The sequence below is a fragment of the Mesorhizobium sp. P2_E9 genome (genome assembly GCF_056403815.1).
This window is the reverse complement of record NZ_JBFUET010000011.1, coordinates 152266-176161: the sequence shown is the minus strand read 5'-3', so window position 1 is coordinate 176161 and position 23896 is coordinate 152266. Positions and strand designations below refer to the sequence as shown.

The following is a 23896-nucleotide window of genomic DNA, read 5'->3' as shown; positions in this document are numbered from 1 at the left end:
TCGAGGATCAAGACATGAAACATTCACCGGCCGAAATCCTGCGTGAATACGGACCCTTTCCCGGTGTCGAGCGGATACATGGGGTGAGCTTTGACGGCGAGAACGTCTGGTTTGCTTCGGGCGACAGGCTGAACGCCTTCGATCCGCAAAGCGGGCAGAAGCTGCGGTCGATCGATGTCGCCGCACACGCCGGCACCGCCTTTGACGGCCGGCATTTCTTCCAGCTCGCCAATGATCGCATCCAGAAGATCGATCCCGATACCGGCGCGGTGCTGTCCACGATCCCGGCGCCGGGCGGCGGCCGTGACTCCGGGCTGACCTGGGCCGAAGGCACGCTCTGGGTGGGGCAGTACCGGGAGCGCAAGATCCATCAGATCGATCCCGAGACCGGAAAAATCCTGCGCACCATCGAATCCAGTCGCTTCGTCACCGGGGTGACCTGGGTGGATGGCGAGCTGTGGCACGCCACCTGGGAAGGCGACGAGAGCGATCTGCGCCGCGTCGACCCGAAAACCGGCAAGCTTCTGGAGCGGCTCGACATGCCGGCCGGCATAGGCATTTCGGGGCTGGAATCCGACGGCGCCGACCGCCTTTACTGCGGCAGCACATCCACCGCGGTGGTGCGTGCGGTGCGCCGGCCGAAATGAGCCGGGTTCACTGACGAAGACATCAGGGTTGCGAAGTCGAGCCTTGCGAATTTGTCGGTCGTGCCTAGATAGGCTGCGATGGGCGACCGCCCGGACATTTCTTCGCAAAGGACCCGACCATGCCCGAACAGATCACGCTGAACGACGGCGCCACCATCCCGCAGCTTGGCCTTGGCGTGTGGCAGGTCGATCACGGCATCACGGCTGATGTGGTTGGCTGGGCGATCAAGGCCGGCTACCGGCTGATCGACACCGCCGAGGGCTACCAGAACGAGGAGGGCGTCGGCGAGGCGATCCGTGCCGCCGATGTGCCGAGGAAAGAGCTGTTCATCACCTCGAAGCTGCGCAACGGCGCGCACCAGCGCGATGCGGCGCTGCGCGCCTTCGACGACACGATGAAGAAGCTCGGCGTCGAACAGATCGACCTGTTCCTGATCCACTGGCCGGTGCCCAGCCAGGACAAATATGTCGAGGCCTGGAACACCCTTGTCGAGCTGAAACAGGCGGGGCGGATCAAGTCGATCGGTGTCTCGAATTTCAACCAGGAGCATTTGGAGCGCATCATCGGCGAGACCGGTGCAGTCCCCGTGGTCAACCAGATCGAGCTGCATCCGCGCTTCCAGCAGCGCGACCTCAGGCATTTCCATGCCCGCTACGGCATCCACGCCGAAAGCTGGAGCCCGCTGGGCAGCGGCCGGCTGTTGAGCGACCCGACGATCGCGGGCGTTGCCCGAAAGCACGGCAAATCCGCTGCGCAGACGATGATCCGCTGGCATCTTCAGGAAGGGCTGATCGTCATTCCGAAGTCGGTGCGCCAGGACCGCATCGCCGCCAATTTCGATGTCTTCGATTTCGAACTGGACGCACAGGATCTGGAGACGATCCGAGGCATGGATTCGGCTGATGGACGGGGCGGCCCGAACCCGGCGACGGCGGCGTTTTTGTTTTAAAGGTTAGACCCGAGGGGAGCCGGCGACGAAGCTGCCAATCTCCCCCCAAGTGGGGGAGATGTCCGGCAGGACAGAGGGGGCGCTGTCCCGCCGACGTATCAACCTGTGTCGTTCAAACCAGCAGCGATGCCAATATGTTGGCAGACATTGTCAACGCCGCGAATCACATCGTCGTTCCAGAACCGCAAGACAGCCCAGCCATCCTGTTCCACGCGCTTCGTTCTCAACGCGTCGGGGGGCAATGGCGTATGAGGCATGGCGCTGTTTTGATGTGATTTAGGCTTGCGCTCTACGGCGCCCCCCTCTGTCCTGCCGGACATCTCCCCCACGAGGGGGGGAGATCGGCAGCTTCATCGTCTGCGCCTTAGATCCCGGACCCATCCAGCTGCTGCGCATCTTCGCCTTCCCAGGGCGCCGGCAGCGAGCCGCCGCGGCTGAGGTTGGCCGAGGGCAGGGGCATCCAGCACTTCAGTTCGGGGTCGGCGTATTCGACGACGCGGCCGGGCGAGGAATCCGAGGCACGCCAGCCTTCGCCGGCGAACTGGTCGCCGCGCGCCCAGTAGGCGAGGTCGACTTCCGCCGGTCCCTGTTCGGAGGGACGGACCGTGACCAGGATCCGGCTGCCGTCCTTGGGCGCCGTCGACATGTGGCGCCACCGTTCGGGCTCGTCCATCGCAATTCCTCCTGCCTTGGTCCGAGGTGAAGTGTCGCCTCGCTATCAGGGGCGGTCAACCCAAACTTTGCGCAATCCGTCCTGTTTCGATTGGCAGCCAAAACGCCTTGATGCACCCTGGCCCTGTCCACAGGGAATGGATGAAATGTCGGATTGCATCGACCACCTCCGTCCTAGGTCTGGCGATGTTGGCCAGGACAAGGAGAGGCATTCATGAGTGACAAGATCCAGCCGATGCCGGCCGCGGGCGACATGAAACTGTTCTTCAGCCGCAATCCCAATCCGCGCCTGGCGGTCGCGGTGGCGCGTCACCTCAAGGCCGAGGTGACATTCGAATTCGCGTCACCGTTCGCGCCGGGGCAAGCGGAGCGATTCCGGCCGCTCAATCCCAACCTGTCCCTCCCCATATTGGCGTGGCCGGGCGGCAGTCTTTGGGAAGCGGACGCCATAGCCTGCCGGCTGTCGCGCGACGTCGGATCGGATTTCTGGCGCACCGGTGATGACGAGCCCGACATGATCCGCTGGCTAAGCTGGGGCAAGGAGAATTTTGCGCGGGCTTGCGACATGGTGCATTTCGAGCGTGGTACCAAGCAGCGCTATCATCTGGGTCCAATCGATCATCCGCTGGTCGAGGAGGGGCTGAGGCTCTTCGATACAACGGCGGCAATCCTGGAGGCAGTGCTTGGCAACCGGCAATGGCTGGTCGGAGATCGGCTCTCCTATGCCGATTTCCGCATGGCGACATTCCTGCCCTTCAACGAAGTCGCCGGCCTGCCGCTCGGCGACTATCCCGCGCTCACCCGCTGGTATCGCCGGCTCGAAGCCATCGACGCCTGGCGCGACCCCTTTGCGGGGCTGGATGCGCCGCACTTGCCACCGGTGCCGGGGCAAGCTGCGGAAGCTCGGTGATGTGAAGGGCCAAACCAACGACCGGCGTATACACAAAGGCAACTTGAAAACGCCGGCCGCCGTTTGGGGCGTTGGGGTGCATCACGTTTGGGGCGCGGTGCAAGGTCAGGCTAAGCGGATGGCCGGCATCTGCAATCGGAACGCCGACCCATGGTGAATGAAGGATTACTATCCACAGGCACCGGCTGGTGACGGGCGCTCCTGCAGGCCCTTCACCCTTGCTCTCACCTGTGTGCAACACCCCGCGGCCGGCCATCGGTGCTCGACGGGCAGCACCTGGGTTGCTAAGCCCCATGCCGCGCAGGAGACCTTTTTGAGTCGAGACATGACGGTTGCGATCGAGATGGGACACACCATGGCGGGCGCCCCAGCCAACCTCGATCTCGAGGAGCTGCTGGCGACCCGCCTTCTGGTGCAGGGCAATTCGGGCTCCGGCAAGTCGCATCTGTTGCGCCGGCTCTTGGAACAGAGCGCGCCCTGGGTGCAGCAGACCATCATCGATCCCGAAGGCGACTTCGTCTCGCTGGGCGAGCGCTACGGCCATCTGGTGATCGATGCCGAGGAGCACACCGAGCGCGGCCTGCAGGCGGCCGGCGAGCGGGCACGCATCCACCGCGTCTCCACCGTGCTCAACCTCGAAGGGCTCGACGCCGAAAACCAGATGCGTCGCGCTGCCGCCTTCCTCGGTGGGCTGTTCGAGGTCGCCCGCGACCACTGGTACCCGATGCTGGTGGTGGTGGACGAGGCGCAGCTGTTCGCACCGGCGGTGGCCGGCGAGGTGTCGGACGAAGCACGCAAGCTCTCGCTCGGTGCCATGACCAATCTGATGTGCCGTGGCCGCAAGCGGGGGCTGGCCGGCATCATCGCCACGCAGCGGCTGGCCAAGCTTGCCAAGAATGTCGCGGCGGAAGCCTCCAATTTCCTCATGGGCCGCACCTTCCTCGACATCGATATGGCGCGCGCCGCCGATCTGCTCGGCATGGAGCGGCGCCAGGCGGAAGCGTTTCGCGACCTGGAGCGAGGCCAGTTCATGGCGCTGGGACCGGCGCTGTCGCGCCGGCCGCTCGGCCTGCGCATCGGCCCGACCGACACCAGCCCGCGCAACGGCACGCCGCGGCTGATGGCGATGCCGGAAGCAGCCCTCGAGGACGCCCGCGCGATCATCCTGGCGGCGCCGCCGCCCGAGACGGCGCGCACGCCGCGCCGGGTGGCGTCACCGGATCTGCTCGACCAGCTGATGGCGGCGAAGTCGGCGGCGCTGGAAATCCGCCCCGAACCGGCGGAGCCGCAAATCAGCGCCGAGGACCTGGCGGAGCGGCGCGAGCGGGTGGACCGCGTGCTGCGCGCCATTCTTGCACAGCCCGATGCGGGTTTTCGCGTCATCGGCGTGCTCTACCAGGAATTCGTGGTGCGCTGCCGCATCGAGGGTCTCGCCTCGGTGGTACCGGACCTCGCCGAGTTCCGCCGCATGCTGACGCGTGCCCGCGCCGGCCTCGGCTCAGACATTGCGGCAGGCGACGACGCATGGCGGGACGTTTCCGTCCGCGCCTCGCTGCTGCCCGACGACATGCAGGGTGTGTTCATGATGATCGCGCGTGCGGCCAAGGAAGGCTGGCCGTGCCCGAGCGACGCCGCGATCGCGCGCGCCTACGGTTCGCACTCGCTGCGCCGCGCCCGCCGCCTCTTGACCTATATCGAGGAGCAAGGCCTGATCGTCTGCCAGCTCGACGGCACGGGAAAGCGCACCGTGACGCTGGTCGAACTCGCCTGGGCCACGGCACCCGGCGACCCCAACGCCGAAGAGGTGGAGCAGGGGAGCCTGGCACTGTGAGGGGGCTATGACGCGTTCAACTCCCGTCGGATCGCAGGGGCAGCCTGGCGGCAATGCCGCCCGGGTGCGCATCATGGGGACGCCGAGGTCCGGTACGAATCTCGCCAAGCACCTGGTCGAAACCCACCTTGGCGTGCCGGTCGTCTTTGACCAGGGCTTTTGGAAGCATGGGATCTTTCCGGCCCTGATGAGCGGGCGCGACCTTGGATATGGCGATTTGCCCATCATCGTCATGAGCAAGGATCCCATCACCCAGCTTCTGTCATGGTTCCGTTATAGCAGAAATGACAGCCTTTTCAGGCCGGCCAGACATCTCGGACCGTTCCTGAACGGGCCTTTCGAAATCAGGCAGGATTTCACCCGGCCCAAGATGGCGTACAGGTTCCGCACGCCTGCCGATTACTGGAACCAGTTCTACTTTGCCCTGGAATCCCTGCGCCTCACCGGCGCGCCGGTGCATTTCGTCAGCTATGAGCAGCTCGTCTCAACGCCGGCCCTTTGCCTCGCTTCGATTTCGCGGTTTCTCGACCTGTCCCCGCCTTTCGACGCAGGCATCACCGTGACCATCCCACGGCACGCACTCAGTGCGAGCAATGACATCGACCGGCTCGCCGACCCGGCGGCCAAGCTGGGTCCGTTCGATCCCGCGCGCGCGGACCTGGCATCCGCGCTCGCCAGGATCGGATGGCGCAATGCGCGCCGCATCCTGCGCGACATCGACGATGACGTGCTCGATGCGACGGGCCGGACCGGATTTCACGAAACCTGCCGGAAAGCGATCGGTCCCGCGGCGATAGCGAGGTCGTTCATCGGCTTCTGGTGAGGTTGGCGCGGGCGCGTCCCGCCGCCTATTTCTGTTTGCGGCCCAGCCCCATGGATTTGGCGAGCTTCGAGCGGGTCGCGGAATAGTTTGGCGCCACCATCGGGTAGCTGGAGGGCAGGTTCCACTTCTTTCGATACTGGTCCGGCGTCAGGCCATAGTTGGTCTCGATATGCCGCTTCAGCGATTTGAAACGCTTGCCGTCCTCCAGGCAGATGATGAAATCCGGCGTGACGGATTTTTTCACGGGGACGGCATATCTGATCTCGTCGGGTCCGCCATCGGCAACGCCATCCGAAATATTCCGGATCGACGCGTGTATCTTTCCGATGAAGTCGGGAAGCTCGGCGGCGGGAATGGGGTTGTTCGAGACATAGGACGAGACAATATCGGCGGTTATCGAAATGACCGGATCGATATGCTTTCCGTTTCCGGAATATGTCCTGGCGCCGTCGGTGACTTCATCAGGCGTTTCTTCGAAAATCCCCCCGGCCCGAACCATGGTTGGTCTGACATAAGGCTTCTTCAAAAGGCTTCTCCTTGACGAGCATGGTCTGTGGTTACATCTGTCGGATCATAGTTGTGGGAAAATTTCACACGTGTCAACTGGCGTGAACCAAGATGATTTGGCCAAGTCGAGGCGTCGGTTCCCCGTCGGGGTGCGGGAACCGGAGCGACGCGACAGAAGCCCGCCGATGTCGCTTCTTTGGCTCGCGCCCTTGTGGAAGCATTTCCCACAAGCTATTTTCGGCAGGAATTTCCGAGGGATGGATGATCGATTTCGGGATTGGTAAGTGAAGGACGACGATGAGCAAATCGGCGGGACAAATACTGGATGCCGCAGGGGTCCAGAACGCGTTGAACCGGGTCCTTCGCCCGCTGGTGCGGCTCGCCATCAAGTGCGGGGTGACGTTTCCGGCCTTCGTCGATCTGCTGCGCCAGCTCTACGTCAATGTGGCGGAGCATGACTTCGCGCTGCCGGACAAGCAGCAGACCGACTCCAGGGTCAGCCTGCTGACGGGCGTCCACAGGAAGGAGGTCAGCCGGCTGAGAGGGGCGGGCGCCCCGGTGCGGGTGGTGCCCGATTCCGTGTCCCGGACGAGCGCCATCGTCGCGCGCTGGCTGGCCGATCCACAGTTCGTCAACGCCAAGGGCGTGCCGTTGCCGCTGGCGCGCACGAGCGAGGCGGGAGAGCCCTCCTTTGCCGACCTGGTGGAATCGGTAACCCGTGATCTCAGGCCACGCGCCGTTCTCGACGACTGGCTCGACCGGAAGCTGGTCGAAATCGACAGCAAGGATCGCATCGTCCTGATGGAAGGGGCGATGGTGCCGCGCGGCGACGGCGAGGTCCGGCTTTACTATTTTGCCCGCAATCTCGGCGACCATGCGGCCGCCTCGGTCGAGAACGTCCTGGCCGACGCGCCGCCCTTTCTCGAGCGCGCCGTCCATTATGACGGGCTGTCGGAAGAACTTGCCAGGTCGCTCGAAGCCTACAGCCGCGAGATCGCGGTCGAAACGCTGCTGCGCCTCAACAAATACGCAAACCAGGCCATTCAAAGCGATCCGGGCGGGAACAGCCGTTGGAACTGGGGTGTCTATATCCTCACCGCCGACGGCACGTCGCTCGTTGCCGAGGAATCGCCTGAGAACAAGGATGCCGGCGGAGAGACGGCATGAGCGGCAGGCCGACGAGACGGGATTTCCTGACGCTCGCAGCCGCCGTGCCGGCGGTGTTTTTCAGCCTGCATGCGCGGGCGACCGAACAGCCGAAAGACCAGGGCATTGGCGGCACCGGCTGGACAGCGGGGACCGACGGCGACCAGGGCATCGGCGGCACCGGCATCGTCGGAACGATCCAGCGCTTCGGCAGCATTTTCGTCAACGGCGTGCGGGTTCAATATCAGCCTGACGTGCCGGTCTGGATCGACGGCGTCCGCGTTGCCCCGAGCAGCCTGAAGGTCGGGCATGTCGTGCGCGTCGCGGTGGTCCAAAAAGCCGATCGTTTGATGACCTCCGCCATTCATGTCACCAGCGAGGTGGTGGGACCGGTCGAGCGCAAAAACACGGGCTCGATGCGGGTGCTGGGACAGCAGGTCGACATCAGCCAGCTTGCGGAGGGATTGACGGTCGGGGTGGGCGATGTCGTCGCCGTCCATGGCATTCGCCGGCCCGACGGGAAAATCGTTGCCAGCCTGGTGGAGGCCAGGCCGCATGAAACGCACTATCTGGTTCGCGGCCTGGCGGTCGTAAGATCGGGCGCGTTGCTGGTCGGGCGGCTCAAGATCGGACAGGGATCATCGCCGCTGGCAAATCGACGCGTGCAACTGACCCTCGCCAAGGCCACGGGCGGATACAAGATCGTGCATCTGGAAGCGGAAGCGCCGGTGCCGCAGGCCCATGTCGCCGATGTTCTCTACGAGACGTTTCTGCAGCGCCGCGGACATCGGCTGGAATCGGGTCTGGGCATCGCCGTCGACAATCAGAACGGCGATGTGACATCGACGGCTGCCGTCCGGGCGTTTATCGAGGTCGGGTTCGATCGCGAGGGCAATATCGTGTCGGCGTCGCGTGGGCACGGGGCCGGCGGGCCGTCGCCAAACCAGCCTGGTATGCCACCGGGTCCGCCTCCCGGCGGACCGACCGGACCGGGTGGGCCTGGTGGACCGGGAGGACCTGGAGGACCTGGGGGAGCCGGCGGGCCGGGTGGCCCTGGTGGGCCGGGCGCGCCTTAGGCCGACGCGTTATCTTGGCCGGACGCCGTAATCTCCGGCGTCGGCGCTGCCCCTCACTGTCCTGCCGGACGTTCGTCACTCGAAAAGCCAACTGCTTGGCTTTTCGAGCGACGAAGTGGCGGTAGGCAGGTGAGGGGCGGCGCCAACGGTTGGCCGTTATTGCAACGGAGTTGAGCAGGCGGCCGTGACGATCCGGCCGGTCCGTCCTTTGCGATAGACGGAACCGGCCGGCGCAGCCGTACGGGGCTCGTTGGGTAGGGGCGTGAGCTTTTTTGGTACGGCTGCTTTCCGCGGACCATACGGGGGGCGGACGGTCCGCTGAATCCTATGGAATGTCCTGGCTTCCTTTCCTCTCGCAGTCGCTGACGGACTCAATGTGTGGGAAACTTACCCACAAGTCAACCGCACGCTCTTGACGTGGGTAAATTTCCCACATACATCGGATCGACACCTGAGGTTCCAAACCCTCGGGCCTCGGAACAAGGCAGGACAATCCGAATGATGCGGCCGAAATGATGCGGCTTGGCCGCCACGGATTTTGTTGCCTCCGGATCGAGTTGATTTTCGGTGAAGCAACCCTCGAAGGTAAACCATTGAAAAAACTGTATATTGATGCCTCCCTGCCGTTTCGCTGGGGGCCGCATCCGCCAGTCGGCATCCCGCGTGTCGAAACGGCGCTCATCCGTCAGGCGCTGCGATGGAAGGGCTCGCCGGTCGGCTTCTTCATCGTCGACGCGTGGGGGCACGGTCAAAGGCTCGATGAAACGGAACTTCGCTATCTCCGTCGGCTCGTCGACGGCGACCTGCCGCAACCGATTGGCGGCGAGGGAAGCTCGTATCTGGCGCGGCTGTGGAAAGTGCTGTCGATCATGCGGGAGGCGCCCTTCGCCGCCGGGCGCGAGTTCGATCGCGTGACGGCGATCTTCCTATCGGGATCGCAGAGGCGGCGCGGCGTCAAGTTTCAGCTGTCGAAGACGGTCATCCGGCTGTTCAAGATCGTGAAGTCGGCGCTGCGTCCCAGCAGACTCGATAGCGGGGATCCGCTGAAGGACGAAAACGCCATATGCTTTCTGTCCAGCGCCAGCGTGCACGAACTGGCCTCGGGCAAGTTCGCCGGAAGAAAAGCCAAAAGCGGCATCTTCACCTTGATGCACGACCTCATTCCGATCGACTTCCCGCAATTCGTCGGTCCGCATCACGCGCGCGGTTTCGTGCGCAACACGGCCTGGCAGCTGGACAATGCGCAGCTGCTGGTCTGCGTCTCGAAATACACCGCCGACCGGGTCAAATGCCATGCCAAGGCCTCCGGCCTTGGCCGGGTTCCGCAGGTCGCGGTTGCGTCGCCCGGCGCTTTCCTCAGGGAAAGCGTCAGCGACCGGGAGATGTCGACTGAGCGGCAAAACCAGAACCGCAAGTTCGTCCTCTACTGTTCGACGATCGAGATCCGCAAAAACCACATCCTGCTGCTCAAGGTCTGGCACCGGCTGTTGCCGCTGCTGGGCAAGCGGCTGCCGACGCTGGTGCTGTGCGGCCGCTGGGGCTGGATGTATGAGGAGCTCACCGCCTTCATGGCGCAGCATCAGGAACTTGGCGAGCATGTCCACTTCCGCTCCAACCTCAGCGACCGGGAGCTGGCGGAACTCTACCGGGACGCCGAATTCAGCGTCTATCCCTCGGCGGTCGAAGGCTGGGGGCTTGGAGCCGCCGAGTGCCTCGATTTCGGGCTGCCGGTGCTGATTTCGGACGCGCCGTCGCTGACGGAGGCGACGCAAGGGCTGATGCCGACCATCCCCGCGCGCGACGTCGAAGGCTGGTGCGCCGCGGTCGCCAAGGCCTGCACCGATCCGGTCTGGCTGGCGGAATTGCGCCACATCATCGCGTCGCGCTACCGCCCTATCCGCGAGCCCACGTTTTTCGCGACCATTGTCGACCACGTTGCGGCAATGGACGCTGTCGCGGAAGCCGACCCTGTCGCAGGAGCCGACGCTGTCGCAGGGATCAGCTCGGACGATCTCGCGCCGAGGATTTACGGGCCGAATCCGGCGGCGGCCGGGCAGGCCAGGCAGCCCAGCGCATTGGCCACCGATCAACCGGTATTTCGCGGGGCGTGATGGGAACCATTGTCGATATGTCGACGCTTGGCGGGGCGCGGGAGCGCTCCGGCACTATTGCCGTGCGGGTGATGGGGACGCCGCGATCCGGCACCAATCTGGCGAAATATCTGCTCGAACGCTATCTCGGCGTACAAATCGTCTTCGATCACGGCTTCTGGAAACACGGGATCTTTCCCGCGCTCATGAACGGGCGCGACATCCAGTATGGCGACTTGCCCATTGTCGTCCTGAGCAAGGATCCCGTCAGCCAGATCCTGTCGTGGTTCCGCCTTGCCAGGAACGACACGATTTTCAAGCCAAATGGGAATCTCGGCGCGTTTCTCACGCAGCCCTTCGAGGTCAGGCAGGATTTCACCGAGCCGAAGCGCATGGAATACAGGTTCCATTCGCCGGCCGATTACTGGAACCAGTTCTATTTCGCCATGGATGCGCTTCGCCGCTCCGGCGCGCCGGTGCATTTCGTGCGCTATGAGCAGCTGGTTTCAGACCCGGCCGATTGCCTGGGTTCGATCTCGTGTTTTCTCGATCTTGCCCCGTTCCTCGACGCCCGCCGGGTGGTGGCTCTCCCCAGACACACGCTCGGCGCGAGCAATGACTTTGATGCCGCCGAAAGCCCGGCGGATGAAAAGGCCTTCGACCCCGCGCGCGCCGAGCTGGCGTCGGCGCTGGCCAGGATGGGATGGCGCAATGCCCGCACCATCCTGCGCGCCATCGACGACGACGTGCTGGATGCGACGGGACGGGCCGGGTTTCGCCAGACCTGCCGCCAGGCGGCTGGCCCGGCGGCGATGCTGAGGTCGCTCGTCGGCTTCTGGTGAGGCGCCGGTGAAGACCGGTCAGCCTGCCGCCGCGATGCCGGCATGGTGGCTGCCCAATTGCCACAGGGGCAGGGGGAACCGCCCGTGCTGCACTTCGAGCAAGCGAAAACCCGCCCCGCCGATCAGGCTTAGCGGATCGCGGTTGAGGTGGCAGCCGCCGGCGATCGATCCCCACAGCCGGTTCAGGCGATCCTGCCACCGGCGGCAGCGCGGCCCCTCGGCCTGGCCGTGCTCGATGAAGATCAGCCGGCCCGTCGGTTTCAGGATGCGCCGGATTTCGCTCAGCGCGGCTTGAGGATCGGGAATGGTGCAGAAGGCATAGGTGACGACCACCGTATCGGCGAAGCCATCGGCCAAGGGCAGGCTTTCGCCGCTGGCCCGGATGCATTCGACGGCGAAGGGCGAGGCGAGGCTCATCGGTGCGGCGAGGCCGAGCATGGTGCCGTCGGGATCGACGCCGATCAGCCGCTCAACCCTGGCGGCATCGTAATAGGGCAGGTTGAGGCCCGAGCCGAAGCCGACCTCGACGACAACACCTTGCGCCCGCGGGATGATGCGCCGGCGCATATGCGAAAAGGCGCCGGCCGAACAGCCGGCGTGGACGAAATAGGGGGCGACACAGCGCGCGTACCAGGAGAGGCAGGTCTGGCACATGGCTCAGCCTCCATGCTTGGTGTTGGCGGCGTCGACGCCGGCAAGCGGTTCTGCTGTGCGGTGGCTTGATGTATTGACCGGTGACATTTCTCGCTCCAAGGGAGTTGACCGGGCCGGATCGGCTCGAAACCGGGGATAGAAGGCCGGCGTCCCCTCAACGTCCTCTGAAAACCCTTGCGCGGCCGCGTGCGGATCGATGGAGCGCTTGAAACTCAGACTTCTGGGCTTTCCGGAGTTCAGTCTGAACGGCCGGCCGATAGAGCTCGCCCTGCGCAAGGCGGCGGCGCTCGTCATCTACCTCGCCGAGGCCGGCGGACCGGTGGCGCGCGATGTCGCGGCGACGCTGCTGTGGCCCGAAGCCGACGCGGAAGCCGCCCGCGCCCGCCTGCGGCGCACGCTCTACAAGATCCGCATCGCGTTCGGCGAGGAGGTTATATCAGCCAGCGCGGCATCGCTCAGCCTCCGCTCGGGGCTCTCTATCGAGGCCGACTCGCGGGCCTTCGAGCATGCCTGCGATGCCGGGCTTCTCGACGAGGCCGCCGGCCTCTACACCAGCGACTATCTCGCCGGTTTCTCTGTGCCGGATTGTCCCGAATTCGAGGAATGGGTATTCTTCCGCCGCGAGGCCTTGCGCAGCCGGCTGGTGCAGGCGCTGGAGCGGCTGGTCGAAGCCAAGATCGCCGGGGGCGAACCGCGCGGCGCGGTGCTGCACGCCACGCGCCTTGCCGCCCTCGACCCCTTGAGCGAAAGCGCGCACCGCCATCTCATTCGCGCCCATCTGGCGGCCGGCGACAGGGCGGCGGCCGAGCGCCAGGGCGAAACCTCTGCGCGGCTGCTGCGCGACGAACTCGGCGTGGCGCCCGACCCCGCCACGCTCGCCCTGCTGCGCGCGAGCGATGCCGAGGTGCCGAGAACCCGTTATGTCGCGGTCGACGGCATCCATATCGCCTACCAGACCGTCGGCAGCGGCCCGGCCGATATCGTGCTGGTGCCCGGCTTCATCTCGCATGTCGAGCGCATCTGGGAAGACAGGATCTGCCGCGCCTGGCTCAATGCGGTGTCGCGGCTTGGCCGGCTGATCCTGTTCGACCGGCGCGGCATGGGCCTGTCCGACCGCGTCGGCGCCCGCCCGACCGTCGAGGCGACCGCGCGCGACATTCTGGCGGTGATGGATGCCGCCGGCAGCCGCAAAGCGCTGCTGGTCGGCGCCTCCGAGGGCGGGCCGGGCTGCATTCGCTTCGCCGTCGACCACCCCGACCGCCTGACTGGCCTGGTCCTCTGGGGCTCGCTCGCCAAAGGCAGTCGCACACCGGACTATCCCTTCGCGCTCACATCGGCGCAATACGATCTCTGGCAGCAGCGCCTGCTCGCCGGCTGGGGCGGGCCTGCCGAAATCGAAACCTTTGCGCCCAGCGTCGCCGCAGACCGCCAGGCGCGCGCCTGGTGGGCCGGCCTGCTCCGGGCCGCCTCCAGCCCCGGCGCCGTCGCCGGCCTGCTGCAGGCACTGCGCGACGCCGATGTGCGGCCGCTGTTGTCAAAGGTCGCGGCCAAGACGCTGGTCCTGCACCGTACCGGCGACCACGCCGTGCGGGTCGAGGCGGGGCGGTACCTGGCGGCGCGGATACCGGGGGCGCGGTTTGTCGAGGTGGAGGGGGAGGATCACTGGTTCTGGGTGGGGGAGCAGGGGGCGTTGCTGGAGACGATCGCGGCGATGACGAGCGGACGGTGAGGCAGGCCCCGCTCCCGCGCGCGCCGGTCGGAACCGGCGCTAGTCACAGCCGAGCTTGCGAGGCCGGCCGCCGTGCTGGTCGACGTCAATTACACGTCGTTGCGTTCCTCAGTGCCTCCGCACGGGAAGGCTGGGGCAATGCCGCGATCTGCCGTACGGAAGCATAGAACTTGGGATAATCGCCTGCGCACAAATCATAAAGGCGAAGGAACGCCGGAACCTGTTCGCCGTAGACGGACGTCGCGGCGAGCTTTGCGTTGTTGATGGGACTATTGAACCAGGCATCGTATCCGCGATATCCGGCCCAGCGCCTGTCGCGCATTTGCCGGTAGCGCACCCGCAGCCTGTCGATCGCGGCTGTTTTGGCGGCAGCCATCTGCTGCGGGGTGCGGGGACTGCCATAGACCTGCCTCAACTCGTCCCGGGTTTTCGCTATCAGTCCGAGAAAATCCGCTTTGCGCTGGCGATCGATTTCGTAACTGCGCAATCCGGCGCGATTGCCGGTGGCGCGCAGCCATTTCCTCACCCCGGTGATTTCGACGGCGACCGCGAAAGCCTCGTTGAACGCGGAGTCGCCGTTCACATAGATTTTCTGATGCGCCAGTTCATGGAAGATGAGGCCTGCGAGATACATGGCGTCCTGACGCAGCATGGTGCTGAGCAGCGGGTCGCTGAACCAGCCCAGCGTGGAATAAGCAGTGACGCCCGAGACGTAGACGTCCAGGCCTTGTTGCTGCAGTTCGGCAGCACTTTCAGCCGCGGATTTCTGGGAAAAGTAACCCCGGTACGGAACGCAGCCGAAGACCGGAAAGCACCATGTTATCGGCGTGAGCGAGAATTGTGGTGCGGCAAAAACGGCAAGGGTCACGTTATCTCGACCGATGTCGACATAGCTGCGGTAGCTGCTGTTATCGGGCAGCGCCAGCTCATCCGTGGCAAAGCGACGTATGGCGCTCGCCGACGTCAACTTCGCGCGCAATGCCTCCGGCGTCGAGGGATCGTGGATGAGCCTTCCGACATTTTTCCGCGCGGCCATGATCTGCACATGGCCCTCCAACGCCTGCGCGTAGTAGGAGGCGCTGGTGCAGCCGGCCACGCCGGACGCCATGACCACGGCGGCAAGCAATCGAAAAAAGCGCTTCACAGCTTGCCCACCGCCTGCTCGTCTTCCATGGCGCGAATGTGCCATTGCCCTCGTGTCAGGCGCATCGATTTTCGTCAAGACCTGGCAGGGCAGCAGGTCGGACTTTCGAATTGGCGGGACTGGCAAGGCGGCCATTCGCGACCTTCGCGCCGGGCCTCCGACCGCCAGGCGCGCGCCTGGTGGGCCGGCCTGCTCAGGGCCGCCTCCAGCCCCGGCCGCGCCGATTTTCTGGAGTGACAAGCCGCGCCCGGCGGGGCGAATTCGTACCCCTAGTCGGCGGCGGTCTCCGATGGCGCCTCTGCCGGCCCCGAAGGCACGGCCTCGGTACGGGGCTTGCGCCGTGAGAACAACGACATGAGCGTGACGTAGAACACCGGCGTCAGGAACAAGCCGACGAAGGTGACGCCGAGCATGCCGGAGAACACCGCAGTGCCGAGCGACTGGCGCATTTCTGCTCCCGGGCCGGTTGCGATCATCAGCGGCACGACGCCGAGGATGAACGCGAAGGCGGTCATCAGGATCGGCCGCAGCCTGAGCCGGCAGGCTTCGACGGCAGCCTCGGTGACCGACAGGCCGCGTTCCTGCGCCTGCCGCGCGAATTCGACGATCAGGATCGCGTTCTTGGCGGCAAGCCCGATCAGCACGATGAGGCCGATCTGCACGAGGATGTTGTTGTCCAGCCCTCGGAAAGACACGCCGAGCAACGCCGCCAGCACGCCGAGCGGCACCACCAGCACAATGGCGAACGGCAGCACCCAGCTTTCATATTGCGCCGCCAGCGCCAGGAATACGAACAGCACCGACAGTCCGAAGATATAGACAGCGGCATTGCCGGTGTTGCGCTCCTGATAGGCGAGCTCGGTCCATTCATAGGAGGTACCGGCCGGCAGCGTCTGTGCCGTGATCCCTTCCATCAATGCCAGCGCGTCGCCCGTGGAAACGCCGGGCGCAGCGTTGCCCTGCAGCGGCACCGAGACGTACATGTTGTAGCGCTGGACCAGCGCCGGGCCGGTGACGTCGCGGATCTCGATCAACGTGCCGAGCGGAACCAGCGCGCCGGTCGCCGAGCGCACCTTCAATTTCAGGATGTCGGCGCGATCGAGGCGGAACGCCTGGTCGGCCTGCGCCCGCACCTGGTAAACGCGGCCGAAAGCGTTGAAGTCGTTGACGTAGGCGGTGCCCAAATTGATCGACAGAGTCTCGAAGATGTTGGGGATCGGGACGTTCAGGATGCGCGCCTTGTCGCGATCGATCGCCAGGAAGAATTGCGGACTCGACGCTGAGAACGTGGTGAACACGCCCGCCAGCCCCGGCGTCTTGTTGGCCTTGCCGGCGATTTCGTAGGCAAGCGCCAGGATCTGCCGCATGTCGGCGCTGTTGCGTTCCTGGATCTGCAGCTTGAAGCCGCCGGCGTTGCCGACGCCGCGGATCGGTGGCGGCGGCAGTGCGATAATGAAGGCTTCCTTGATGCTTTGCAGGCTACCGAACAGATTGCCGATGACCTGGGTCGCCGACTGGCCGGCTTTCAGTCGCTCGTCAAACGGCCTGAACCTGGCGAAGATCACGCCCTGGTTGCTGGCGTTGGTGAAGGTCGCGCCGGAGAAGCCGGCGAAGGCGACTGCGTAGTCGACGCCCGGCGTTTTCTGGATGATCTGTGACGCCTGCTGGATGACCGCATCGGTCCTCGACAACGAGGCGCCGTCCGGCAACTGGACGACGACGATCGCATAGCCCTGGTCGAGCGACGGAATGAAACCGCGCGGCACCGTCTGCACCATGTAGACCGTGGCGTAGATGAGGGCGGCGAAAACGGCCAGCATGGCGGTGATCGCTATCCGCGAGCCTACCAGCACGCGGATGATGCTCGAATACCAATGGGCGCCCCTGTCAAAGCCGCGATTGAAGCCGTCGGCGAGCGCCCGTCCGAACCGCGCCAGGAAAAAGCGCGGCGGCGCCGCCGCGGCGTGGTGCGGCTTGAACAGCAGTGCGGCCAGCGCCGGCGAAAGCGTCAGCGAATTGAATGCCGAGATCGCCGTCGACACGGCGATGGTGATCGCAAACTGCAGGTAGAACTGCCCAGAAATGCCGGGGATGAAGGCTGTCGGTACGAACACGGCTATCAGCACCAGCGAGATCGCGATGATGGCCGTTCCGACTTCGTTCATGGTTAGGTGCGACGCCGGATTGGGCGCCAGCCCTCCGGCAATATTGCGCTCGACGTTCTCGACCACGACGATCGCATCGTCGACGACGATGCCGATCGCCAGCACGAGGCCGAATAGCGTCAGCATGTTGAGCGAGAAGCCGGCGGCGTAAAGCACCGCCAGCGTGCCGATCAGCGACACGGGGATCGCCACGATCGGCACGATCGCCATGCGCCACGATTGCAGGAAGACGATGATGACGATGATGACCAGCGCCATCGCCTCGAGGATCGTCTTGTAGACCTCGTGGATCGACTCGGCGACGAACTCGGTTGGATTGTAGACGATGTCGTAGCTCAACCCCTTCGGGAAGTCGCGGGAAAGCTCCTTCATCTTGTCCTGGATCTCCGCGGCTGCGGCGAGCGCGTTGGTGCCCGGCCGCTGGAAGATGGCGAGCGCCACCGCCGGTTTGCCGTTGAGATAGGAGTTGGTGACGTAATCCTTGGCGCCGAGTTCGATTCGCGCCACGTCCTGCAGCGAGATCAGACGGCCGTCGTCGGTCGATTTGACGATCACGTATCGGAAGTCGCGTGCGTCGTTGAAGCGGCCTTGCGTGGTGACCGTGTACTGGAACGCCGTGCCGCTGTTGGTCGGCGGCGCGCCGATCGAGCCGCCCGACACCTGGACGTTCTGGTCGCGCAGCGCCTGCACCACATCGCCCGAGGTCATCCCCAGAGCGGACAGTTTTTCCGGATCGAGCCAGATGCGCAGCGAATATTCGCGTTCGCCGAAGATGATGAGGTCGCCGACGCCGTCTAACCTGAGCAGTATGTCTCGCACCCGTGAGCGGGCGTAGTTCGAGACGTAGAGCTGATCGTAGGTGTTGTCGGGCGACAGCATGTGCACGACCATCATCAGGTCGGGCGAGCTCTTGGTGGTGGTGATGCCGAGGCGGCGGACTTCTTCGGGCAGGCGCGGCTCGGCGACCGACACGCGATTCTGCACCAGCACCTGCGCCTGGTCGAGATTGGTGCCCAGCTTGAAGGTGATGGTCAGCGCCATCGACCCGTCGCCCGACGAATAGGACGACATGTAGAGCATGCCCTCGACGCCGTTGATCTCCTGCTCGATCGGCGTTGCCACCGTCGCTGCGACCGTCTCGGCGTCGGCGCCCGGATACTGCGCGCGGACGACGATGGTCGGCGGCGCGATCTCGGGATATTGCGCGACAGGTAGCTGGGTATAGGCAATCCCGCCGAGGATCAGCAGGACGATCGAAACGACCGATGCGAAGATTGGGCGGTCGACGAAGAAATGTGCGAACCTCATTGCTGCAACCCGGCGGTCTCGACCTTGGGTGGCAACGTCACCATCTCGACCTTCACCTTGGTGCCGGGCCTGGCGTGCATCAGCCCGTTGACGATGATCGTTTCGTTGCCGGTCAGGCCCGAGCGGATCACCCGATAGCCGTCGAGGAGCGGGCCGGTGCGCACGGGCTTCGCCGACACCATCCCGGCCTCATCCACCAGGAGCACGATGCGGCGATCCTGATCGGCGCCGATCGCCTCGTCGGGCACCAGCACGCCGCCATGCGGCAGCGACCCCGGCACGTTGATGCGCCCGAACATGCCTGGCTGGAGAATGCCGTCGGCGTTGGGAAACCTCGCGCGCACCCGCATGGTGCCGGTCGCGTTGTCGATCCGGTTCTCGGCAAAATCGAGCTTGCCTTTGAATACCGCTTCCGCGCGGTCGGCGACGCGAACCGCCACTTCGAGCCCGCCGGCGCCTTCCTGCATGCTGCCGCCACGCGCCTTCGCGTCGCGGGCGTAGCTAAAATACAGGCGCTCATCGACGTCGAAATAGAAGTCGATCGGATCGCGCGTGACGATGGTCGTCAGCAAGGTGGAATCCGGCTGCACGAGGTTGCCGACCGACACCAGCCGGCGGTCGATGCGGCCGGACAAGGGCGCCTTGATCTCGGTGAATTCCAGGTTCAGGCTGGCCGTCGTCAGCGCAGCCGTCGCACCCTGCATCTGCGCCTGCGCCGAAAGGTATTCCCGCCGGCGGTCGTCGACTGTCGCGGTTGGGATATTGCCGGTCTTGGCGAGTGAGTCGGCGCGATCCAGCTGCATCTTGGAGAATTCGAGCAGGGACTTGGCGACGTCCACCTGCGATTTGGCGGCATCATAAGCCGCCTGGTACGGACGTTGGTCGATGGTGAAGAGCAGGTCGCCCTTGTTGACCAGTGCGCCGTCCTGGAAGCTGACCTTGTCCAGATAGCCGCTGACGCGCGAACGGATGGCGACCTGGTCGACGGCTTCGAAGCGCCCGACGAACTCGTCGTCTTCGACGATGTCACGGACCACCGGCTTGGCCGCCGTCACCGTGGGTAGCGGCTGGTCCTGCGCAAACGCAGTGCTGCTGAAAGCCATGCCGAGCAGGAATGCCGCCGACACGGCGGCGTGGGCAAGCCAGCCGGCCGATCGACGGGGTCGCCCGCCCGCGTCGCGATGCAATTGCCCATTCTCTGGAGTGTCCATTTGCGTCCCCGCTCGCTGGACCCGGAGGTCGGGTGGTTCTCTTCTACGCTTAAGGCTTCTCGTCGAGATCAGAGCACTGCAGCGTTGTGCATGGCAACATGATCATTTTCCATGTCGGCTGAAATGTCCAGCCTGTGGTTGCCCCGCCACCTGGCTAGTTCGTCCCAGAACCGGACCCGTCCGCTTGCGGCCCACTGCGGCCAGTCAACTCCCCCCTACCGCTCCTCGACAATCCGCAAATACGCCGCCGTCACGAACAGCACGATCAGTCCGAACAATATCCGCCTCGCCCCCTCCGGCATCTGCAAGATCGTCAGCAGCGTCGTCAGTACGGTCAGGATCAGGGCGCCGATGATCGTGCCGGTGTAGCCGCCGCGGCCGCCGAAGATGGAGGTGCCGCCGATGACGGCGGCGGCGACCGAGGGCAGGACCAGGGGTTCGGCCAGTGACAGGGAAGGGGCCTTGATCAGGCCGATATAGAGCAGGCCGGTGATGCCGGCGAGCATGCTGGAGGTGACGTAGAGCGCTGTGATGACCTGCCAGTATTGCACGCCCGACAGGCGCGTTGCGCGTTCATTGTCGCCGACGGCGTAGAGCAGGCGGCCGAAGCCGGTGCGGGCGAGCGTGAAGACGATCAGCGCCGCCAGCGGCACGAACAGCAGCAGGGCGTTGGGGAAGCCATAGGTGACGCCGGTGCCGAGCCAGGCGAGGAAGTCGGGGATTTTCGCGCCGGACGCAATCACCGTGCGCTGGTAGACCTGCAGGCAGCCGGTGCCGATCAGGCTGGTGCCCAGCGTCATGATCAGCGGGTGGACGCGGAAGACGCCGACGCCGATGCCGTTGACGAGGCCGATCAGCACCGCCGGCATCGTCGCCAAGAGGAAGGCTACCGCCGGGTCCTGATTGACGATCTGCGTCGCCATGATGAAGGCGCTCATCGTCGCCACCGTGCCGACCGAGAGGTCGATGCCGCCGGTCAGCATGGTCATGGTCTGGCAGCCGGCGAGGATCGCCAGCGGAATGGCGAACTTTATCGTGTTGGCGATCCAGCGCTCGTTGACGATGCCGGGGCGCAGGATCTGCAGGATCACCACCAGGATGACGAGCAGGATGATCAGCGGCACGAGAGGGCGGTCGGCCATGAAGCGCTTGACGCGGCGGCCGAGGGGGGACGGGGGGAGGCGTGATCGCGGTGGTGCTCATGGGGTTTGCCCGATGTTCTGGGAGGATTGTGCTCTACGGCGCCCCCCTCTGTCCTGCCGGACATCTCCCCCACAAGGGGGGAGATTGGCAGCTTTGGCGCCGGCGTCCTTCTTGCGCCTTTGGAGATTGGCGAAAGCCGAGATGACATCCAATCTCCCCCCAAGTGGGGGAGATGTCCGGCAGGACAGAGGGGGGAGCCGTAGGGCGCACCGCCTCATTTCATGCTCCATCACTGCCGCCCCCGCATCGTAATAAATGCGCCAAACATCACCACCGCCACCATGATGGCGCCTTCGATGATGGCGGTGACGTTGGGGTCGATGGCGAGCAGCGTCAGATCCGTGCGCACGAGGCGCAGCACGAAGACGGCGACGATGGGGCCGAGCAGGCCGCCCTTGCCACCGCCGAGCGCGACGCCGCCCAGCACCACGGCGGCGACGCTGGCCAAGAGATAGGGGCCGGGGATGGGGGCGCCGATGCCGGTGCTCATGGTCAGCGCCAGCCCGCCAAAGGCGGCGAACAGGCCAGACAGCGCATAGGCGATGATGCGGGTGCGCTTGACCGGCACGCCTGAGCGGAACGCCGCCAGTTCGCTCGACCCAATGGCATAGATGGAAAGGCCGAGGCGCGAGCGCCTGAGCGGTATCCAGATCACGCAGAGGCAGACGATCAGCACCAGCAGCGCCTTCGGCAGCCAGGCGTCGATGGCGTCGGGCAGGCCGGGGATCGGCACGGTGCCGGAGATCAGCGCCTTCAGCCATTCGGCGGCTGCACCGCCCGGCGCGTCGAGCACCAGCAGGGCGGCGCCCTGCAGCACGAACAGCATGGCCAGCGTGACGACGATGTCGGGCACGCGGGTGACGACAATGAGCAGGCCATTGAGCGCGCCAAGGACAAAACCCATGGCGAGCACGAAGGGCACGACGAACAGCGCGTATTCTTCGCTCGCGCCCGCCATCATCGAGGCGGCGGTGACGCTGGTCAGCGCCATCATGGCGGCGACGGAGAGGTCGATACCGCCGGCGATGACCACCACCGTCTGGGCGGCGACGGCGAAGGCGTAGGGCAGCACGGCGCGTGCGAGCGAGCCGAAATCGCCGCTGCCATAGGCGGGCTGGATGATCCTGGTGGCGATGAACAGCACGATGAAGAGGGCGAGCAGGCCGATGACCCAACCCTGGCGGCGCAGGAAGTGGCTCATGGCGTCGGCTCCGGCGCATCGGAAGCGTTGGCGGTGGGGGCGGCCAAGATCCCGATATCGGCCTTGGCGCCGCGCGGCAGGCCGTAGGCGGCGCGCATCAGTGCCGGCTCGTCGGCTTCCTCGACCGGAAAGATGTCGACGAGGCGGCCGCCGAAGATGACGATGACGCGGTCGCAGACGCGTTGCACCTCTTCCAGTTCGGAGGTGTAGAACAGCACCGACTTGCCGTGGCCGGCGAGCTCGCGCAGTAGCTTGTAGATCTCCTGCTTGGTGCCGACATCGATGCCGCGCGTCGGGTCGAAGCACAGGATGGTGCGGGCGTCGGCCGCGATCCAGCGGGCGATGGTCACCTTCTGCTGGTTGCCGCCGGACAGGCGCTGCACCTCGCCTTGCGCGCGGGTGTCGATCTGAAGGCGCTCGATGGCGCTCAGCACTTTTGCGCGCTCGCGGCGCATGGGGATCGGCCCCCAGTTGCGCAACGCGGCGCTGAAGGGCAGCGCGATGTTTTCACGGACCGAGCGCTGCATGGCGAGTGCCTCGGAACGGTCGCCCGGCACATAGGCGATGCCGGCGCGGATGGCGTCGATCGGGTGAGCAAATTTCACTGGGCTGCCGTCGACCTCGATGGTGCCGCCGGACGGCCGGATCGAGCCGGCGAGGGCCGCGAACAGCTCGTCCTGGCCCTGGCCTTCGAGCGCGACGACGCCGGCGACTTCGCCATCGGCGAGATCGAAGGAAACGTCGCTGAGCTTGGTGCCGACGCGCAAATTGCGCACGGAAAGCCGCGGCCGGGCAAAGGCGGGCGCTGCCTTCTCGGCGGCGCTGCGGGCGGCGACATGGGTCTTGACGATGCGGGTGCCGAGCATCAGCTCGACGATCTTTTCCTCGACGCCCGGCACGATGTCGACGACGCCGACGGTCTCGCCATCGCGCAGCACGGTGGCGCGGTCGCACAGCGCCGAGATTTCGACGAAGCGGTGGGAGATGAAGATCACGGCGCGGCCGGCATCGCCTTGGCGGCGCACCACTTCCAGCACCTTTTCGGCAAGGTTGGCGGGCAGGGCCGCGGTCATTTCGTCGAGCAGCAGCACGTCGGGTTCGACGGCCAGCGCGCGCGCCAGGTCGAGCACGCGCAGCACGGCCAGCGGAATGTCGCGCGCGGTGTCGCGGATATCGAGGTCGGGAATGCCGAGCTCGCGCACCCAGGCGCGGAACGGCTCGACCGGCGTGCCGGTGAGCCGCAAATTGGACAGCACGTCGAGATCGGGGATCAGCGACGGCTCCTGGTAGACAGGCAACAGCCCGGCGCGGCGGGCGGCGGCGGGCGAGCGTATGTCGCGGGCTTCGCCCCGGATCAAGATGTGTCCGGCATTGGCAGTAATGGCGCCGGTCAGGATTTTTACAAGCGTCGATTTGCCCGCACCATTGGCGCCCATCAAAGCGTGCACCTCGCCCGGCAGGACGGACAGCGACGCGTTGCGCAGGGCGGCAACCGCGCCGTAGTTTTTGGCGACGCCGGTGGCGTCGAGGAGGGGGCTTTGCAGTTGGGGGCTTGTCGTCAAAATGTCTTGTTCTCGATCTCTGCGGCTTGTGGAGTGTGATGTCGGCAGAAGCGGCGACTATCCTTCTCCCCTTGTGGGAGAAGGTGGCCTCGCGAAGCGAGGTCGGATGAGGGGTGTTCCAGGGAACGCCAACGCCTCACTCCGCTGGAACACCCCTCATCCGTCTCGTCGCTGACGCGCCGATCCACCTTCCCCCACAAGGGGGGAAGGAAGAGGCGCGCCCCG

At 65.3% G+C, this 23896-nt stretch carries 19 protein-coding genes and 1 pseudogene; 10 read left to right on the top strand and 10 right to left on the bottom strand.

The genetic code is table 11. The features are described 5' to 3' along the window. The first annotated feature begins 14 nt into the window (after positions 1 to 14). Positions 15 to 647 carry a Vgb family protein gene (locus AC1D05_RS21280; protein ID WP_477443695.1) on the top strand — a complete coding sequence of 211 codons (633 nt, stop codon included), beginning with the start codon at positions 15 to 17 and terminating at the stop codon, positions 645 to 647. A 119-nt stretch (positions 648 to 766) separates the two neighbouring features. Then, positions 767 to 1597 carry an aldo/keto reductase gene (locus AC1D05_RS21275; protein WP_477443693.1) on the top strand — a complete coding sequence of 277 codons (831 nt, stop codon included), beginning with the start codon at positions 767 to 769 and terminating at the stop codon, positions 1595 to 1597. 98 nt (positions 1598 to 1695) lie between these two features. On the opposite strand, the pseudogene AC1D05_RS21270 reads toward AC1D05_RS21275, so the two are convergent. Together AC1D05_RS21270 and AC1D05_RS21265 are read right to left on the bottom strand one after the other, a co-directional pair. After that, positions 1696 to 1830: pseudogene (locus tag AC1D05_RS21270) on the bottom strand (DUF559 domain-containing protein); the annotation flags it as partial. Positions 1831 to 1961: 131 nt separating this feature from the next. After that, positions 1962 to 2270, bottom strand: a complete 309-nt coding sequence (locus tag AC1D05_RS21265; RefSeq protein ID WP_027046206.1) for a hypothetical protein — start codon at positions 2268 to 2270, stop codon at positions 1962 to 1964. A 252-nt stretch (positions 2271 to 2522) separates the two neighbouring features. Between AC1D05_RS21265 and AC1D05_RS21260 the strand changes: the two genes are divergently transcribed. The 3 genes from AC1D05_RS21260 to AC1D05_RS21250 all read left to right on the top strand — a co-directional run bounded on the left by AC1D05_RS21260 (position 2523) and on the right by AC1D05_RS21250 (position 5833). Continuing rightward, positions 2523 to 3179, top strand: a complete 657-nt coding sequence (locus AC1D05_RS21260; RefSeq protein WP_477443797.1) for a glutathione S-transferase family protein — start codon at positions 2523 to 2525, stop codon at positions 3177 to 3179. Between the two features lie 325 nt (positions 3180 to 3504). Next, a complete protein-coding gene (locus AC1D05_RS21255) occupies positions 3505 to 5010 on the top strand; it encodes a helicase HerA domain-containing protein (RefSeq protein ID WP_477443691.1) in 1506 nt (501 codons plus the stop codon). 7 nt (positions 5011 to 5017) lie between these two features. Next, entirely contained in the window at positions 5018 to 5833 is an 816-nt protein-coding gene (locus tag AC1D05_RS21250; RefSeq protein WP_477443689.1) for a sulfotransferase family protein, read from the top strand. 25 nt (positions 5834 to 5858) lie between these two features. On the opposite strand, the gene AC1D05_RS21245 is transcribed toward AC1D05_RS21250, so the two are convergent. Further along, on the bottom strand, positions 5859 to 6359 hold the full coding sequence (locus AC1D05_RS21245) for a Ros/MucR family transcriptional regulator (protein WP_477443687.1): 501 nt from the start codon (positions 6357 to 6359) through the stop codon (positions 5859 to 5861). 278 nt (positions 6360 to 6637) lie between these two features. Here AC1D05_RS21245 and AC1D05_RS21240 point away from each other — a divergent pair, with 278 nt between their 5' ends. The 4 genes from AC1D05_RS21240 to AC1D05_RS21225 all read left to right on the top strand — a co-directional run bounded on the left by AC1D05_RS21240 (position 6638) and on the right by AC1D05_RS21225 (position 11494). Next, positions 6638 to 7507 (top strand): DUF6502 family protein, encoded by an 870-nt coding sequence (locus AC1D05_RS21240; RefSeq protein WP_477443685.1) that lies wholly within the window; start codon positions 6638 to 6640, stop codon positions 7505 to 7507. Next, positions 7504 to 8562, top strand: a complete 1059-nt coding sequence (locus AC1D05_RS21235) for a DUF5666 domain-containing protein (protein ID WP_477443683.1) — start codon at positions 7504 to 7506, stop codon at positions 8560 to 8562. Before AC1D05_RS21240 ends, AC1D05_RS21235 begins: the two co-directional genes overlap by 4 nt. 593 nt (positions 8563 to 9155) lie before the next feature. After that, a complete protein-coding gene (locus AC1D05_RS21230) occupies positions 9156 to 10673 on the top strand; it encodes a glycosyltransferase family 4 protein (RefSeq protein ID WP_477443681.1) in 1518 nt (505 codons plus the stop codon). Further along, positions 10673 to 11494: a hypothetical protein gene (locus AC1D05_RS21225; protein WP_477443679.1), complete on the top strand. Its 822-nt coding sequence runs from the start codon at positions 10673 to 10675 to the stop codon at positions 11492 to 11494. Before AC1D05_RS21230 ends, AC1D05_RS21225 begins: the two co-directional genes overlap by 1 nt. 18 nt (positions 11495 to 11512) lie before the next feature. Here AC1D05_RS21225 and AC1D05_RS21220 read toward each other — a convergent pair whose 3' ends face one another. After that, entirely contained in the window at positions 11513 to 12148 is a 636-nt protein-coding gene (locus AC1D05_RS21220) for a class I SAM-dependent methyltransferase (protein WP_477443677.1), read from the bottom strand. 196 nt (positions 12149 to 12344) lie between these two features. Here AC1D05_RS21220 and AC1D05_RS21215 point away from each other — a divergent pair, with 196 nt between their 5' ends. Beyond that, positions 12345 to 13877, top strand: a complete 1533-nt coding sequence (locus AC1D05_RS21215; protein ID WP_477443675.1) for a bifunctional AfsR/SARP family transcriptional regulator/alpha/beta hydrolase — start codon at positions 12345 to 12347, stop codon at positions 13875 to 13877. Positions 13878 to 13962: 85 nt separating this feature from the next. Here the strand turns inward: AC1D05_RS21215 and AC1D05_RS21210 are convergent, their stop codons facing one another. The 6 genes from AC1D05_RS21210 to AC1D05_RS21185 form a co-directional block, all read right to left on the bottom strand. After that, positions 13963 to 14985 (bottom strand): aminopeptidase, encoded by a 1023-nt coding sequence (locus AC1D05_RS21210; protein WP_477443796.1) that lies wholly within the window; start codon positions 14983 to 14985, stop codon positions 13963 to 13965. A 305-nt stretch (positions 14986 to 15290) separates the two neighbouring features. Beyond that, positions 15291 to 18494 carry an efflux RND transporter permease subunit gene (locus AC1D05_RS21205; RefSeq protein ID WP_477443672.1) on the bottom strand — a complete coding sequence of 1068 codons (3204 nt, stop codon included), beginning with the start codon at positions 18492 to 18494 and terminating at the stop codon, positions 15291 to 15293. Further along, entirely contained in the window at positions 18491 to 19597 is a 1107-nt protein-coding gene (locus AC1D05_RS21200) for an efflux RND transporter periplasmic adaptor subunit (RefSeq protein ID WP_477443795.1), read from the bottom strand. The genes AC1D05_RS21205 and AC1D05_RS21200 overlap by 4 nt, the downstream gene beginning before the upstream one ends. 323 nt (positions 19598 to 19920) lie before the next feature. Further along, positions 19921 to 20847: an ABC transporter permease gene (locus AC1D05_RS21195; RefSeq protein ID WP_477443671.1), complete on the bottom strand. Its 927-nt coding sequence runs from the start codon at positions 20845 to 20847 to the stop codon at positions 19921 to 19923. A gap of 290 nt (positions 20848 to 21137) precedes the next feature. Then, entirely contained in the window at positions 21138 to 22109 is a 972-nt protein-coding gene (locus AC1D05_RS21190) for an ABC transporter permease (RefSeq protein WP_477443668.1), read from the bottom strand. Continuing rightward, on the bottom strand, positions 22106 to 23671 hold the full coding sequence (locus tag AC1D05_RS21185; RefSeq protein ID WP_477443667.1) for a sugar ABC transporter ATP-binding protein: 1566 nt from the start codon (positions 23669 to 23671) through the stop codon (positions 22106 to 22108). Before AC1D05_RS21185 ends, AC1D05_RS21190 begins: the two co-directional genes overlap by 4 nt. Positions 23672 to 23896 lie beyond the last annotated feature (225 nt).